This window comes from Floridaenema flaviceps BLCC-F50, assembly GCF_041929275.2.
GTDB classification, from domain to species: Bacteria; Cyanobacteriota; Cyanobacteriia; order Cyanobacteriales; family Aerosakkonemataceae; genus Floridanema; species Floridanema flaviceps.
The window spans coordinates 1,338,420-1,353,643 of the sequence record NZ_JBHFNR020000002.1 but is presented as its reverse complement, the minus strand read 5'-3'; the positions used below and the strand labels follow the sequence as shown (position 1 = coordinate 1,353,643).

General features: G+C 41.2%; 14 protein-coding genes and 1 pseudogene. 8 read left to right on the top strand and 7 right to left on the bottom strand.

All coding sequences use genetic code 11. From position 1 onward, the window contains the following. The first annotated feature begins 1,011 nt into the window (after positions 1 to 1,011). The 4 genes from ACE1CI_RS26130 to ACE1CI_RS26115 all read left to right on the top strand — a co-directional run bounded on the left by ACE1CI_RS26130 (position 1,012) and on the right by ACE1CI_RS26115 (position 7,456). A complete protein-coding gene (locus tag ACE1CI_RS26130) occupies positions 1,012 to 2,394 on the top strand; it encodes an NB-ARC domain-containing protein (RefSeq protein WP_413263001.1) in 1,383 nt (460 codons plus the stop codon). Between the two features lie 955 nt (positions 2,395 to 3,349). Next, positions 3,350 to 5,566 (top strand): Calx-beta domain-containing protein, encoded by a 2,217-nt coding sequence (locus ACE1CI_RS26125; protein ID WP_413263014.1) that lies wholly within the window; start codon positions 3,350 to 3,352, stop codon positions 5,564 to 5,566. Positions 5,567 to 5,687: 121 nt separating this feature from the next. Further along, a complete protein-coding gene (locus ACE1CI_RS26120) occupies positions 5,688 to 6,287 on the top strand; it encodes a DJ-1/PfpI family protein (RefSeq protein WP_413263002.1) in 600 nt (199 codons plus the stop codon). Between the two features lie 128 nt (positions 6,288 to 6,415). Beyond that, entirely contained in the window at positions 6,416 to 7,456 is a 1,041-nt protein-coding gene (locus tag ACE1CI_RS26115; RefSeq protein WP_413263003.1) for a DUF3616 domain-containing protein, read from the top strand. Positions 7,457 to 7,530: 74 nt separating this feature from the next. Here ACE1CI_RS26115 and ACE1CI_RS26110 read toward each other — a convergent pair whose 3' ends face one another. Then, positions 7,531 to 7,935, bottom strand: a complete 405-nt coding sequence (locus ACE1CI_RS26110) for an NIL domain-containing protein (protein ID WP_413263004.1) — start codon at positions 7,933 to 7,935, stop codon at positions 7,531 to 7,533. Positions 7,936 to 8,002: 67 nt separating this feature from the next. On the opposite strand from ACE1CI_RS26110, the gene ACE1CI_RS26105 reads away from it, so the two are divergent. Continuing rightward, positions 8,003 to 8,605 (top strand): thioredoxin family protein, encoded by a 603-nt coding sequence (locus ACE1CI_RS26105; RefSeq protein WP_413263005.1) that lies wholly within the window; start codon positions 8,003 to 8,005, stop codon positions 8,603 to 8,605. A 50-nt stretch (positions 8,606 to 8,655) separates the two neighbouring features. Here the strand turns inward: ACE1CI_RS26105 and ACE1CI_RS26100 are convergent, their stop codons facing one another. The 4 genes from ACE1CI_RS26100 to murG form a co-directional block, all read right to left on the bottom strand. Continuing rightward, the gene (locus tag ACE1CI_RS26100; protein WP_413263006.1) at positions 8,656 to 9,066 is read right to left on the bottom strand and encodes a hypothetical protein; all 411 of its coding nucleotides are present in this window, start codon (positions 9,064 to 9,066) and stop codon (positions 8,656 to 8,658) included. A gap of 4 nt (positions 9,067 to 9,070) precedes the next feature. Beyond that, positions 9,071 to 9,295, bottom strand: coding sequence for a Uma2 family endonuclease (locus ACE1CI_RS26095; protein WP_413263007.1), 225 nt, complete (start codon positions 9,293 to 9,295; stop codon positions 9,071 to 9,073). Positions 9,296 to 9,309: 14 nt separating this feature from the next. Beyond that, positions 9,310 to 9,924, bottom strand: coding sequence for a Uma2 family endonuclease (locus ACE1CI_RS26090; protein ID WP_413263008.1), 615 nt, complete (start codon positions 9,922 to 9,924; stop codon positions 9,310 to 9,312). A gap of 304 nt (positions 9,925 to 10,228) precedes the next feature. Beyond that, a complete protein-coding gene (murG, locus tag ACE1CI_RS26085) occupies positions 10,229 to 11,341 on the bottom strand; it encodes an undecaprenyldiphospho-muramoylpentapeptide beta-N-acetylglucosaminyltransferase (protein WP_413263009.1) in 1,113 nt (370 codons plus the stop codon). A 45-nt stretch (positions 11,342 to 11,386) separates the two neighbouring features. Here murG and ACE1CI_RS26080 point away from each other — a divergent pair, with 45 nt between their 5' ends. Further along, the gene (locus ACE1CI_RS26080) at positions 11,387 to 12,253 is read left to right on the top strand and encodes a DUF8623 domain-containing protein (RefSeq protein ID WP_413263010.1); all 867 of its coding nucleotides are present in this window, start codon (positions 11,387 to 11,389) and stop codon (positions 12,251 to 12,253) included. A gap of 164 nt (positions 12,254 to 12,417) precedes the next feature. Further along, the gene (locus tag ACE1CI_RS26075; RefSeq protein WP_413263011.1) at positions 12,418 to 13,191 is read left to right on the top strand and encodes an SDR family oxidoreductase; all 774 of its coding nucleotides are present in this window, start codon (positions 12,418 to 12,420) and stop codon (positions 13,189 to 13,191) included. 190 nt (positions 13,192 to 13,381) lie between these two features. On the opposite strand, the gene ACE1CI_RS26070 is transcribed toward ACE1CI_RS26075, so the two are convergent. Continuing rightward, positions 13,382 to 13,762 carry a hypothetical protein gene (locus ACE1CI_RS26070; RefSeq protein WP_413263012.1) on the bottom strand — a complete coding sequence of 127 codons (381 nt, stop codon included), beginning with the start codon at positions 13,760 to 13,762 and terminating at the stop codon, positions 13,382 to 13,384. 220 nt (positions 13,763 to 13,982) lie between these two features. Here ACE1CI_RS26070 and ACE1CI_RS26065 point away from each other — a divergent pair, with 220 nt between their 5' ends. Next, positions 13,983 to 14,483 carry a CAP family protein gene (locus ACE1CI_RS26065; protein ID WP_413263013.1) on the top strand — a complete coding sequence of 167 codons (501 nt, stop codon included), beginning with the start codon at positions 13,983 to 13,985 and terminating at the stop codon, positions 14,481 to 14,483. A 98-nt stretch (positions 14,484 to 14,581) separates the two neighbouring features. Here ACE1CI_RS26065 and ACE1CI_RS26060 read toward each other — a convergent pair. After that, positions 14,582 to 15,136, bottom strand: a pseudogene (locus ACE1CI_RS26060) (group II intron maturase-specific domain-containing protein); the annotation flags it as partial. Positions 15,137 to 15,224 lie beyond the last annotated feature (88 nt).

The following is a 15,224-nucleotide window of genomic DNA, read 5'->3' as shown; positions in this document are numbered from 1 at the left end:
TTGATATTGCAATTAACAAAATTAACTACTTTGTCTTTTCGTCAAATTTTCAGCACGCAAAATCCCCTGACAATCACATTGCCAAAGTCTCAAGCTGCCAAAATTTCAGCGCACTATTTCCAAAAAATCTCGCCTGTTAAATCAAAATCTTGCACCAGTCCCAACATCCGCCTGCGAATCAATTCGCAGGCTAATAGCGAAACTCCTCTAAAGAGGACTAAATACTCACAAGTAAAAGCTTTCAGTCCACTTGTAGGGGCGGGTTTTGTTTTTTTTTAGGTTATCTGTAGGAAAGAAAAAATCTTTGCTAAACCCGCCCCTACTTTAGGTATTAGCCCGGAAATTGATTTCCGGGTGGGCTAAAAACACAGGTGCAAGATCTGAGTTAAATCAAAATCTTCATCATCCTCACCACCACCTTTTCACACTCAGTAAAAACCTCTAACTACCTCTTGGAATTGACTTGCCATTTTTATGCGAAACCCCGGAATTTGTAACATAAATTCATAAAAAACCAGTGAATAAACCGCGCAAACACTGATGCAGATCCCCCCTAACCCCCCTTACCAAGGGGGGAACAAGACTTGATTTTAAGTTCCTGGCAAAAGAGGGAACAAAACTGAATTTTAAGTCCCCCTTTTTAAGGGGGATTTAGGGGGATCTCCAAATCGAAGTTGATCCCCCCTAACCCCCCTTACCAAGGGGGGAACAAGACTCGGTTTTAAGTCCCAAACCCAAGGGGGGAACAAGACTCGGTTTTTACTCCCTGGCAAAAGAGGGAAAAAGTCTGAATTTTAAGTCCCCCTTGGTAAGGGGGATTTAGGGGGATCTCCTCATTACTAATTCCAGTAATTTCACAATTTCTTTATAGAAACTTGATGAAAAATTCATGAACTCTACGTAATTCAACATAGCAAAACAATAATTTGTAGTCAGCTAATTTAATTAGCTAAATCATTAGCAAATAGATTAAAATATCACTGAATATCAAACGTAACCTTTATTACCAAAGTGCCATCTACTAATAACAATACTGATAATTTCTTCTTAGAAGCTGAGAACATCTGGAACCTAAATAAACTGTACAGTGACTTAGCTTGCGCCAAAGGAAACAGCCTCACACCCCGCGAAAAGGAATTTCTTAGAGGGTTACTCTGCGGTTACACGCCAGTGGAAATATGCGCCAAAGTTAATGTTAATGCTAATTCTCTGCGCGTTTCCCTCTCCAGAGGTTTGTACAGGTATATTGAAAGGTTACTTTCGGAAAACTGCGAAAAGTCGGTTAAAGTTAACGCAACTCGCATACCTCTGTTACTTGCAGAAGCGGGGTATAAGTTACAATCTTCTGTGCCAATAACATCTATTCCGCAAAAACTTGCTTTTATTCCACCTACTAATAAACGCCAAAATTGGGGAGAAATGATTGATACCGATCGCTTCTCCGGCAGAACACAAGAAATCCAGCAATTGCAACAATGGATACTAACAGATCAATCTCGCATTGTGGTAATATTGGGAATCGGTGGATTAGGTAAAACTGTATTAGCTGCTAAATTAGCCCAGGAAATTCAAGAAGAATTTGATTATCTAATTTGGCGCAGTTTGCGTTCCGCTCCTTCCATCTCTGAATTAGTAATTAACTTAATTCAATTCCTCTCTCAGCAAGCTTTAACCGAAGCAGAATTATCATCTTTAAACTTAGAAGCTTTAATTTCTCAATTATTAGAATGTTTGCGCCAACAAAGATGTTTAATCATTTTCGATAAAGCCGAATCTATTCGCATCAACTATGATGATTTTCATGAGTTACTCCGACGCATTGGCGAAGAACGCCACCACAGTTGCTTACTTCTCACAAGTCGGGAAAATCCCAAAGAGATTATCTCATTAACTGGGAAAAAACGCCCAGTGCAAACATTACAATTATCTGGGTTAAACCAAACTGAAGCTAGGGAAATGTTAGCCGCCAGTGGTGATTTGATTGGTACAGAAAATGAATGGAGGGAGTTGATCGATCGCTACTCAGGACACCCTTTCGCCTTAAAATTAGCCGCCAGCAAAATCCAGCATAAATATCATCATAAAATATCCGCGTTTTTAAATCAAGAATCAGGACTTTTCCCGGAACTCTGCGAACTATTAAAACAGCAGTTTGATTTGATGTCTAACTTAGAAAGAAAAGTCCTGTATTGGTTGATCGTTAAACCAGATCCCATATTCTGTTGCGCTATTACCGAAGGTGTGTTACCATTTGGAACTCAGCAGCAATTTTCCCAAGCTTTGGAATTATTGAGAGAGCGATCGCTAATCACCAAAAATACCACAGAATTCTCCCAACCACCCATTCTCACCAAATACGTCACCAAACGGCTGGTTGAACAAATATTTAGATAAAGAACCAGAAAATGTAGGGACGTTGGATACAACGTCCCTACATTTTCTGAAAATTATCCTGTCTGGCGCACCCCACAGATTCCTACAAGCTTCTCTGTGGCAAATTATTTAAGTGTTTTTACTGATCGGCGATCGCCCAAATTAAATTAGACCGTAATTTTACATAATACCTGATTAATCGTACTGCTAATTAGCTAAAAAAGTCACTGACTTTAACTGCAAATTTCACCTATTACTTCTAAAAGGTTATATTAGCTGGATGTGATAAAAAGTAATTTTACTGAGATTTTCTCAGGCTGACAATTTATGAAAATTTTGTAAAAAAAACTTTCCGGATCGGATATTAACTTTAAGAAAAAGATGTGTAGGTCACATTTATCGATTCTGGACTAGTTTGGCTACTGAAATTTGGACAGAAAAGATGAATTGCCAAAACTACAAAATTTGCGGCAAAGCTCAAGCATTGTCTATCTACTAACTTAATTTACCACCAACCTGTTCATTAATAAAAATCGACTGTGCAGAGATTTGCTGGCTACCAAAAATGGCTAAAGGAACGCACTAATCCTTTAGTCCTGAGTTTAATTTGTGCTTAATTCCTCAATTCATTGAAGGAGAAAATATGGCTATTACCAATATTTCAGGTACTCTGGGACAATCTTTTGATTTTACCACCGTAGACGAACTAAAAGATAAATGGATTACAAAGGCTAACGAGCAAGGAATAACACTGACTGGAATTGCCACTGACGGTTTTGCCACTACTTATAATAATAATCTTACTGCCCTTAATAACCTTACCCTAGAAACCAATCCAGCAGGTGGCAAAGGATGGCAGAGTTTTGGCTACAGGTCTGGTATTGGCGTTCCCAGTTCTTATGATGGCTGGTTCACCAATGACAGCAAAGTTCGGGCAGAAATTAACTATGACCCGATCACAAATAAAAGTCAGGCTTTGGATGTAAAATGGGGACTCAACACTACAGTCAATAGTGCCACAATTGACCTCAGCTTATTTGCTCCTAAGAGTGCGGAGAAACTTGGTGATGAAGTAGGTTTTCTCCAAGCATTTAAAGATGGAAAAGAAGTAGATATCACAGCTACTCGCATTGGTGGTGGTGTTGCTTCTTCGATCGACAATTCTGGAATAGGCGTAAAATTTAGAGCCGATGATGGCGTAAATGGCGACTACAAATTTACAATTTCCGGCGGATTTGATCAACTGAAATTTACCGCCAGACCCTACGATAACCCAATTGGTAGTAGTACTTCTGATAGTTCCGATTACCTAGTTCAGCAAATCACCTATTCGGGAACAGTAGACACGCCAGTTCTTCAGTTTAGCAACCCACAATACGTTTATAACGAAGATGGCACAGCAATTTTAGCCGTCACTGTTGTTCGTACTGGTGGTAGTGAAGGCGCAGTTTCTGCCACTGTTAACCTCAGCAATGGTACTGCTACCGCCCCAGCTGACTACAGCAACACCCCGATCACAGTTACCTTTGCAGATGGGGACACTACACCAAAAGTTGTTCCTATTTCGATCGCTAACGATACCGTAGTAGAACCATTTCCACCGGAAACCGTAAATTTAACCTTAGTTAACCCCACCGGAGGGGCAACGATTGGCACACAAAATACCGCAGTCCTAAACATAATAGACAACGACGTGCCACCACTTCCGAAACCGCTAGTATTTGTTGCTGCCCTTGACCCAACTGCCGGAGAACCAGGTCGCGCCGATAACGCAGGCGATGGCACATTTGTGTTTGCCCGCACCGGAGGCGACACTTCTCAAGCTCTAACTATCCGCTATACCACCACAGGTACAGCAACCCCCGGCACTGACTACACAGCTTTAACTGGCACTGTCACTATTGCTGCTGGTCAGTCTGTTTCCGCACCAGTTGTAGTTACTCCTGTAGCAGATGGTCGTAACGAACCAGTTGAGACGGTGACTGTCAAAATCTTAGAAAACCAGCCTTACCAAGTAGGGTCAGCTGACACTGCTACGGTTCGGGTATTGGACAGCGATGCCGATCGATTAACAGGAACACCTGTGGGTGCTGGGCGCGTTCTTCGCTACAACTCGTCAGGCGTGTTTCAGCAAAGCTACAACACAATTACTGATGCGGTAGTTGCAGCTTCCGCCAATGATATCATCACGCCACAAGCAGGATTTTACTCAGAAGGCACCACCGTCACTATTAACAAACCTTTAACTATCCGGGGAACGAATGCGGGTGTAAGTGCAGGTAATGGTTCCTCAGTTAGTCCTACCATAATTTCGACTGCGTTCGGTGCTCCAGTTTTCACTATCCTTCCCGGTGTCAATAATGTCACTATTGAAGGAATGACAATTCAAGTAAATGGCGAAAACGGTATTCGACTGCAAGGTGTTAGTAATAATTTGGTAATTCGCCAAAACGTCTTCAATGGTTTAGGGCCAACCAACGGCGGTGTAATCTTCTTGGATACTGGTGTTGGCGGTGGAAGTGTAAGTGTAATCGATAACTTAATTCGTGACGTATCCACAAGTCCTGGTAGTGTTACTAGTGGCTTGCAAGCTTTCAGATTCGCTGACGCTACAATCACAGATAACGTGATTGCTAACCTAACTGGCCCAGGTATTGCAGCTGATTCAATTACAAACCCCACCAGCATCATTACTAACAATAGAGTCACTAATGCAGGAGAACAGGGAATTCAGTTGGCAGGTGGTAGCGCCTTAATTCAAAATAACGAAATCGCCGATACTAACCTTAGCCAAGGCGTTGATAGGGCTGGTATTCGTCTGCGGAATTCTGGTTTTGTCCCTGCTCTGGGAGGTCTGGAATTGGGAACTGTCAATGTCAGTGGCAACTTGCTCATCAATTCCTACAATGGTATTGCGATCAGACCGGGACAAAGCACCGATGCCATTCCCACAAATACCAACCTCGACGGTACTGTGATTAATTTCAATAACTTTGTTGGCAACACAAATGCCGCTCTGTTCTATGGTGGTAATACCGCTTTGGGCAGTTTAGATCCACTCAACGCTACTAACAATTGGTGGGATGATATCACTGGGCCTGTTGCCAATCCGACTGCTACTGGCAAAAATGCTATTTCTGGGCAAGGTGCTACTCTCGTCGCCGCCAACCCATTCTCTACTACACCTTTCTAATACTTGTAGATAGTTAATCCCAAATCTCACGGCTTTATTTAGCTGTGAGATTTCTCTATTTATTCCCTAATTTGTTCCAAAATAGATCTAGCAAAGGACTAAAAAGATTAGGAATTTCAATATGGCTGCCAAGAAAATTTTAATGCTCGTCGGTGACTACGTGGAAGACTACGAAGTGATGGTGCCTTTCCAAGCATTACAAATGGTCGGACATACCGTTCATGCTGTTTGCCCAGATAAAAAAGCTGGCGATAAGGTACGAACTGGAGTGCATGATTTTGAAGGCGACCAAACTTACATAGAAAAACCCGGTCATAATTTCACTTTAAATGCTAATTTTGCTGAAGTAGATCCCACAACTTACGATGCTTTAGTTGTTCCTGGGGGAAGAGCACCGGAATACATTCGTTTAAATCAAAGGGTGTTGGAAATTACTCGCCATTTTGCCCAAACAAATAAACCCGTTGCTGCTATTTGTCACGGTTTACAACTTTTAGCAGCTGCCGGAGTTTTAGAAGGCAAAAGTTGCACTGCTTACCCTGCCTGTGGCCCAGATGTTACTTTAGCTGGCGGATTTTATGTGCATATTCCGGTTGACGAAGCAATGGTTGATGGTAATTTGGTAACTGCACCTGCTTGGTCTGCACATCCTCGATGGTTGGCAGAATTTCTTAAACTTTTAGGCACTCGAATTGAACATAAAGAAATGGCAAATGTTTAAATAAGGTAGTGGGTAGTTTAGAGTAGGCATTTTCCAAAAATTTAAATACTGACCCAATAAGTCTAAGAAACTCTTCTACCCGCTTGCCTTCTGCCTTTTGTCTCATGTCTTTTACTATAGGTGACAAAATGGAAAAGATTTTACTGCGCTTTGAATCTAAATTCGCTGAATGTCGGGAAGATTTATCAGCAATGACAATGACTCCTGGGGACGTTTTGTGGTTAGGTTGTGATGAAAATACTAATATTGAAAGGTTGATTAAAACTGATGACAAAACTTTTGCCGACCATCAAAGATTTGATTTAATAGATTTTCTGGAATTGCCAAATGGCTGTGATGAAGAAATAGATATTGAGGGTATGGATTATGCAAACAATTATATCTGGTTAGTTGGTTCTCATAGCTTAAAACGTTCTAAGCCTAAGTCAAAGCGAACTGATTTAGAAAATATTCAAAAACTGGAGAAGATTAACCGAGAAGATAATCGTTATTTATTAGCAAGAATACCAGTTAAAGGTGGGGAGTTATATAAGTATTATGACGATCCACAAAATCCCCAAACCAAACTAACTGCTGCCAAGTTAGAGAGTACTAAAAATGGCAATTTGTTGATGGATGCTTTGCTAGACGACCCACATTTAGCGCCTTTTTTGGCTAGTCAAATTCCTTCTAAAGAAAATGGGTTTGATATTGAGGGTTTAGCAATTTATCAAGATAGAATTTTTCTCGGTTTGCGGGGGCCTGTTTTACGTGGTTGGGCAATTATTTTAGAAGTTTCTGTGGAGGAAAGTAGCCCGAATACTTTAAAGTTGAAAAACTTGGGAAATAAACTGTATAAAAAACATTTTGTTTATCTTTCTGGGTTAGGAGTTCGGGAACTTGCTGTGGATGGAGAAGATTTGTTAGTATTAGCGGGACCGACGATGGATTTAGATGGTCCGGTGAGACTTTATCGCATCGTAAATGGGGTAAATTTGTCGGAAGAATCTCTGTTAAAACCTGCGCCAATTTTAGATATTCCATTCGGTGAAGGGGTAGATCATGCTGAGGGATTGGCATTTTTACCCAATGGAAAAAGTCAAAAATCGCTGTTAGTACTTTATGATTCTCCAGCACCGGAAAGACTGCAAGGAGATGATGGAATTTTAGCCGATCTTTTCCCACTTTAAAATTTTATATGTACGTTGTTGCGCTTGGGCGCTAAAATGTGGCGCTAAAGCGCAACAACGTACTTTTTTGAAGTTTATAAGTTAGTAGAGATTGCTTGAACGGGACAAGTAGGAATACATTGTTCGCAAACTATACAACGCGATCGCGAAAATGTCAATTTAAATGTTTCCGGTTCCAATGATAATGCTTGTGAGGGACAAACGCCAGTACATAAACCACAATTAACGCAAACATCCTCGTCAATTAATATTTCTCGACTGGCAAGGGAAATGCCGATATCTTGCGATCGCATCCAGTCCATTGCTGCTTCTAGTGCATCAATATCTCCCGATAATTCTACCACCAATTTACCAATTTGATTCGGCGCAACTTGGGCACGAATAATATTAGCAGCGACATTGAAATCTTTCGCCAGTCGATAAGTTACTGGCATCTGTACGGAACGTTTGGGGAAAATTAAAGTTACTCGTTTTTTCATAATGGCGATCGCTTTTAGCAACTTCAGTTAAATTAAAAGTAGTGTGTAATCTTTTTTTAGCTATCCGATGATTAAAAATTCACCTAACTCTACTATAGAGTCTTCCGAAAAGTCAGCTTCAACCGTTGGCGCCAGAGTCAGAAATTTATTAATTGTTTTAGCAGCTATTGCCCTTTCAGTTTCTTTGGTTTTGGGACTGCGAACTGAAACAAGTACTGCTACCTTAACCACTTTAGCAGAAAATTCCATGCCGTTAGACATAGCGATGAGCAATGGGAAACCAACATTAGTAGAGTTTTATGCTAATTGGTGTACAACTTGTCAGGCGATGGCGAGTGATATGAATGAATTAGAACAGCAGTATACTGACAAAGTGAATTTTGTTATGCTCAATGTTGATAATAACAAATGGTTGCCAGAAGTTGAGCGTTATCGAGTCGATGGAATTCCCCATTTTGTCTTTTTTGGGAAAGAGGGAAATGCGATCGCCCAAACTATAGGCGAACAACCTAAAACCATTATGGCAGCAAATTTAGAAGCCTTAGTTGCAGGTGAATCTTTACCTTACGCTAAAACTACCGGACAAGTTTCCAAATTTACCCCATCCGTCACCACAAACAAAACTAATTCTGACGATCCTAGATTGCATGGTAGCCAAGTAAAAAGTTAAAATAAGTGGTCGTTCTTAGTTCTATTAACAAATTAGAACTGGAACACCACTTAATAGCTTACTTCGGGAACTATTTGATAACTATCGCATACTATCTCTAGGCAAAGATCTCCTACTAACCGGAAATAAATCAGAGAGGAAGAATTTACATCAATTGTGCCATTTTGATTTTTAAAAGGATAGGAGAAAGTAGATAATATTTGTTTGCCATCTGACTCTAATTCTCTTAGTTCTACTTCTCCCACCCAGAAACAAAACTCTTCGTTGCTGGCATTGATAGGTTGGGAAAGGACGAGGTGGATGATGTGGGAGAATGCGATCGAAACATCGTTAGCTTCCGGCCCAAAAGTAAAGTCTAAGCGCAGTCCCAAATTTTGCGGAAGTAAAGATATCCCAACTAAGTCTGCACTTTTTAAATCTTCTAGAAAGGTCTGCAAATTTTGAGTAATGCTGAGAGTCATAAACTCAGTTGTTCTCCTGTACTATGGGTATTTGCTCCTGGGACAAATTGAATTTGATTGCCATTTCATCATCGAAACTTCGTTCTAAAAATTTAGTAATTGCACCATGTTTCCCAGTTCCTAAACTCATGGTTATCAATTCTCCATTGACTAATTCATACTTCCTATCAGTGCCATCATTATACTTGACATATTCAGCAAAAGTTATTTTTTTGGTGGTTGTAATCATTGCGATCGCTCTCCTTATTCCCCAATTTTAAAAATTTGTTCTGCTGTTAAATTCAATTCTGGAAAAATCGCCGATTGTATCCGTTCTTCACCTCTAAACTGATTCACCATATACTCGCCTTCAACCATTTTGTAAACCGAAATAGTCGGTTGTTTCGGGTTTCCAATATAGCGTCTACCACCCAAACCTAAATAATCAACAATCCAATATTCAGGAATACCTAGCTTTTCGTATTCTCCTAACTTCAGGAGATAATCATCTTGCCAATTAGTGCTAACTACTTCTATAACTAATTTTGCTGTTTCGCCTTTGGTAATTGTGGCACGTTTCTTCCATAATGGTTCATCTTTTAACGCATTTTCATCCAAAACAATAACATCTGGATTATAGCCTGAACTGTCGGAATCAATGGGTTTAACTATAGTTCGCTGACCAACAAAGTAAGGAAGTTTTAAGCGCCGAATTTCGATTAATGACTCAGCGGCTAATTCTGATACTACCTGTTCATGTGTTCCTGTTGGTTGCATTTCGACAACTACTCCATCATACAATTCAAAACGACCGTAACCATCTGGATACCAATCCAAAAATTCCTCCAGATTCATGGTTTTTGATTCGGTTTGCAACATGGCAATTTTCCTCGGAAATCCTGACTTAATTGTAGCAAGGTGCGATCGATCCTAGTGCCATCCAGTAAATTTTTTAGAACGCAGATGAAAGCAGATGAACGCGGATAAACGCAGATGTTAGCGTTAACTCTTCTGTCGGTTACTTAGATTTGGTTTTTTTTACCACAGATGGACACAGATAAACACAGATCTTAGCATTAACTTTTCTGTTAGCAGCAAAGATAAAAGTAGAAAGATATCAGTTTTTTAACAGATACCCAACTACTCTTTCCCAGTCCCCAATCCCTAATCCCCAATCCCCAGTCTATTCAACAAATTGCCGGACTAATTTTGCTAACCTTTCGGCACTATCTTTGACTGCTAAACTCAACGCAGCTTCAGACATTTGCTGTAATTTATCCGCTGATTCTAATAAAGTTAAAACTTGTTGTCTTAAAATTTCCGGCGTTAATTCCGATTGCTTAAATACTAAAGCTGCACCAGCATCAGCAAAGGTTTTAGCATTGTATGTCTGATGATCTTCTGCGGCAAAAGGATAGGGAATTAAAATTGCAGGTTTCCCCATTACTGCTAATTCTGTTAAAGAACCTGCACCTGCACGACTAATTACTAAATTCGCTCTTTGTAACAGTCCCGCCATATTGTTGTAAAATGGCATCGGGAAATAATGGGGATTTTGTAAAGTTGCTACGTCTGGATCGTTTTCTCCGGTTTGATGTACTACCCAAGCGCCTTTTTCAAACCAACTTTTTGCACTTTGACGAATAAATTTATTCACCGCTACTGCGCCTTGACTACCACCAATTACAACAATTAAAGGCACATCATCAGGAATGGGTAAATCGTGTTTTTCGGGGGCGAGAAATTGCGATCGCACAGGCGTATTCGTGTAAACTGTCTTACAACCGGGCAATAACTTAGCCGCAGCTTCAAAACCTACCGCTACAGTCTGACACCAACGCCCAAAAAAGCGGGTTACTTTACCCGGAATCGCATTCGATTCATGTAGAATAACAGGTAAACCGAGCGATCGGGCCGCAATAATCGCAGGTGCAGCAATATAACCCCCAGTCGTGAATACCCCGTTAAACTTTCCCCGTTTCAGCAACTCCCGACAACTGCGAATAGCTGTGGCAAACTTACCCACAATTTTCAGCGTACCTAAACCAAAACGTTGTTGAAAGCCTTCCACTGCGATCGTATTTAAGGCATACTTAGCAGGAACCAAATCTTTTTCTAAGCGATTTGGCACACCCAGCCACTCAATTTGGTAATCTGGCAATTGTTCTGCCAAAGCAAGCGCCGGAAACAAATGTCCCCCAGTACCACTAGCAGCAATTAACAGTCGTCGTGGTGCTGAAGCATTACCTTCTAGGGAAGCAGCTTGGCGATCTAAATTCTGTTTCTCAGTTAACATCTAAACAAATCTGGTGTTTTAGGCTGATTCTCAAAATATCAAAATATGCCACATCCTCTGAAATTTCGACCCACCTCTTTACCCATAGCATTCCTGTTAACATTGGGATTATCCTCTGGGTGGACAACTGCTAAAGCTGCTACTCCTGACACCGCGCCACCGGAATTGAAAAACACCATAGCGCAAATCGATGCCGCAGCAAATAGCCGCAATGTTCAAGCAGTAATGCAGTTTTATGGTGCTAATTTTAGCAACAGCGACGGCTTAAATCGCGCTGGAATGGAAAAAACCCTCACTCAACTTTGGCAACGTTATCCTCAGTTGAAATACCGCACCGAATTAAAATCTTGGCAAAATCAAGGTAATGGCATAGTCGCCGAAACAGTCACAAATATCACAGGAACTCAGCCAGTAGATGGCAGAACTTGGAGTTTTAACGCCACAATTAATTCCAAACAACGCTGGGAAAATCAAAAAATTGTTAACCAAGAGATTTTGAGTGAAAAAACTCAATTAACCTCTGGAGAAAAACCCCCCACAGTTGATTTTAAATTACCCGAACAAGTAGGCACAGGTCAGGAATTTAATTTCGATGTAGTAGTCAAAGAACCACTAAAAGATAACTTGTTAGTAGGTACAGCTTTACTCGAACAAATCAACCCAAATAACTATCTTAATTCGCCAAAAATTCAATTAGAACCACTAAATGCAGGAGGCATTTTTAAAGTAGGTCGTGCCCCAAATGATCCTGGTAAATATTGGATTTCCGCAGTCTTAGTTCGGTCAGATGGTATTACTATTGTTTCCCAAAGATTACCAGTAGTTCCTGGTGGAAGAAACAATTCTAGACCAACTCGTTCTAATTCCCCTGCACCTGCACGTCCCTCTCGTCCCGGCAGAACTTCAGGTTAATTGTTTGCAGAGTATAGATATTTCAATCTGGCAACAGAGGAGGTAGAACCTCCTTTCATCTCGTCATCTCGTTCCCAGGTTCAACCTGGGAACGAAAATAGAGGCTGGAGCCTCTTTTAATTGCTGAGAAAAAAGCTAAGATTACATCTAAAATTGCTTAAATTATGATTTCAATTGAAAACGAAATTGTTTTAATTACTGGCGCAAGTAGTGGAATTGGTGCATCCTGCGCTAAAGTGTTTGCTCAAGCTGGTGCCAAGCTAATTTTAGCAGCGAGACGCAAAGAAAAACTGCAAGAAATTGCCGATCGACTCAACAAAGAGTTTGCTACTGAAATTTACTTGATAGAATTAGATGTGCGCGATCGCCAAGCCGTAGAAACAGCCATAAACTCTCTCCCAGAACCTTGGCAAAACATCGATATTTTAATCAATAACGCTGGCTTAAGTCGCGGTTTAAGCAAACTTCACGAAGGCGACTTCCAAGACTGGGAGGAAATGATTGATACTAACGTCAAAGGTTTACTTTATCTTACCCGTTATGTAGTTCCCGGAATGATCGATCGTGGTAAAGGTCATGTAGTAAATATTGGTTCAATTGCAGGTCGGCAAACTTATCCAGGTGGTAATGTATATTGTGGTTCCAAAGCAGCAGTGAGAGCAATTTCTGAAGGCTTAAAACAAGACCTTTTAGGAACACCAATTCGCGTTAGTTGTATCGATCCTGGGTTAGTCGAAACCGAATTTAGTCAAGTAAGATTTCATGGTAATACAGAACGCGCCGAAAAAGTTTACCAAGGACTCACACCTTTAACTGGAGATGATGTTGCAGATGTGGTTTTTTTCTGCGTCACTCGCCCATCTCACGTTAATATTAGTGAAATCTTACTAGTACCAGTAGACCAAGCAACTACAACTCTCGTTCACCGTCGAAATTAAGGTTCGTTGTAAGGACTTCAGTCCTTCATTTGACAGAAGAACGACTCAAGTCGTTACAACGAACAACGACTCAAGTCGTTACAACGAACTACGACTCAAGTCGTTACAACGAACTACGACTCAAGTCGTTACAACGAACTACGACTCAAGTCGTTACAACGAACTACGACTCAAGTCGTTACAACGAACTTTAATCTTCTATTTGTTGAGTCGAAACTTCGATCGCTTGGACATCAATTGTCCCTGGTGGTGTCACCCGTTTAAAATGACCTTCTTCTATTAAGAGAGGTTCGCTACAACTAGGACAGCGCATTTGAGTTTTATTCAACCCAGTGAATTCATATCCGCAAACGGGACAATTATCTTCTACCAAATTGCGCTTTAACCACCAGCGAAACACAAAAAATGCGATCGCAGGTAGTGTCACCAAACACACCATTAGAATTAACACAGATTTCGCCAACCAGCCAAGTCCGATCGCACTTAACAGCCAAAACGACAAGAAAATACTGAGGGCGCAGCCTAAACCTGGAACATTAAACTGAAAATTTTTGATGCTCATTTCCTGCATCTCGATCTTGGTCTGAATCTAGCATAGCGAGTTCAGAGATAGTAGGTCACATCTGTTCCGATTGCCTGAGAGTAGCGTTGGGCGATCGCATCTGCGTCAAAATTGCCACCCTTATCCCTAATGTACAATCAGACTTCCTGGGCTGTTATTGAAAAATTTACTGTAACTTTTGTCACTTTATATTGTTAATATACTTATATAGTTGATTTTGGGTAACAAAATGCAGCAGACATCGATAGATTTACCCGCCTTCCGTAGTAGTGCTTTGTCTAATCACAACACATATCGAGCCACGCATCATAGCCCTAGCATGACCATCAGTGAGTCTCTCAACAGCACCGCTCAAACTTGGGCAGAACACCTAGCAGCCAATGCGGTGTTTGAACACAGTGACAGCAGTCAAAGGAACGACGCAGGAGAAAACATCTACGTTTCCTACACTACCGAAAGCTCAATCGACTCAGCCGAACTGGGCAAATCAGCGGTAGAGGATTGGTACAAGGAAGTTTCCGCCTACGACTACAACAATCCAGAGTCTTCTTCGGGTACTGGGCATTTTACACAGGTTGTCTGGAAGAATAGTACTGAATTAGGCTGTGGTGCAGCACAAGGCATCGCCACGATTGACGGTACTAAGTTTAACGCCTTCTATGTGGTTTGTCAGTATGCCCCAGCGGGTAACATGGAAGGGGAGTATGCCAGTAACGTGCTCGAACCCTAGTACAGCCTGGAACTAGATCCCGACTTCTCCCAGAAATCGGGGATCTCTTTATCTGTACTTCCCCGACGCTTAGGACTTGGTTGAGTCGAGGGAGGGAATTACCCCTCGCCCCTCTCAGTTAGATCCGGGCGTGCAGGTTTCCCAGCACCCGGCTCCCGACAATCTTGTTTGCTCATGTGGATGTAGTCGTGGCAACTTTCGTGTACAACCATCAGGTTATTGTCTTTCCAGTTGTTATGGTTGCCATCTTTGTGGTGTAAATGTACCTTTTCTTCTCCAATAAAGAAAAGTCCACAGTATCCACATTTATGGTTTTGCTTTTTCAGCATCTTAGAGGTTGTACCGTCATATAGATTGCTGTTACGTTTTGACCAGTACGTGATATCTCCATCGAAAGGCGACTTATTCCCTTTGACATTTACGAATTTATTTTCGTGGTAAGGGACAGTCGGGAAGGCTTTATTGACCAGGTTTGTAACTTGGTGTCGGTTAAGCTTCCTTTCTTTGTTGAATACCTTCCAAGTTCTTTTTTCGATGCGCCATAAACTAAACCTTGAGCCATCTAACTTACAGAACTGGTGGTAGTTTCTCCAACCTCTGACAATGGGTGCCAGCTTCTCAGCTTTGGCTTTTGTCCCATAATTCGAGTTGTTAGCTTTTGTAGTGACTTAGCTTTGTCGGGTAAGGATTGGGTATTACTACCCGCACCTCCCCTAAGAACCGTGCTTGTCAGTTTCCCAA

Excerpts from the sequence above, each read along its gene's own strand:
- ACE1CI_RS26120 (WP_413263002.1), top strand. The coding sequence starts at position 5,688 with ATGGCTGCCAAGAAAATTTTAATGCTCGTCGGTGACTACGTGGAAGAC.
- ACE1CI_RS26115 (WP_413263003.1), top strand. The coding sequence starts at position 6,416 with ATGGAAAAGATTTTACTGCGCTTTGAATCTAAATTCGCTGAATGTCGG.
- ACE1CI_RS26110 (WP_413263004.1), bottom strand. The coding sequence starts at position 7,935 with ATGAAAAAACGAGTAACTTTAATTTTCCCCAAACGTTCCGTACAGATG.
- ACE1CI_RS26105 (WP_413263005.1), top strand. The coding sequence starts at position 8,003 with ATGATTAAAAATTCACCTAACTCTACTATAGAGTCTTCCGAAAAGTCA.
- ACE1CI_RS26100 (WP_413263006.1), bottom strand. The coding sequence starts at position 9,066 with ATGACTCTCAGCATTACTCAAAATTTGCAGACCTTTCTAGAAGATTTA.
- ACE1CI_RS26095 (WP_413263007.1), bottom strand. The coding sequence starts at position 9,295 with ATGATTACAACCACCAAAAAAATAACTTTTGCTGAATATGTCAAGTAT.
- ACE1CI_RS26090 (WP_413263008.1), bottom strand. The coding sequence starts at position 9,924 with ATGTTGCAAACCGAATCAAAAACCATGAATCTGGAGGAATTTTTGGAT.
- murG (WP_413263009.1), bottom strand. The coding sequence starts at position 11,341 with ATGTTAACTGAGAAACAGAATTTAGATCGCCAAGCTGCTTCCCTAGAA.
- ACE1CI_RS26080 (WP_413263010.1), top strand. The coding sequence starts at position 11,387 with ATGCCACATCCTCTGAAATTTCGACCCACCTCTTTACCCATAGCATTC.
- ACE1CI_RS26075 (WP_413263011.1), top strand. The coding sequence starts at position 12,418 with ATGATTTCAATTGAAAACGAAATTGTTTTAATTACTGGCGCAAGTAGT.
- ACE1CI_RS26070 (WP_413263012.1), bottom strand. The coding sequence starts at position 13,762 with ATGCAGGAAATGAGCATCAAAAATTTTCAGTTTAATGTTCCAGGTTTA.
- ACE1CI_RS26065 (WP_413263013.1), top strand. The coding sequence starts at position 13,983 with ATGCAGCAGACATCGATAGATTTACCCGCCTTCCGTAGTAGTGCTTTG.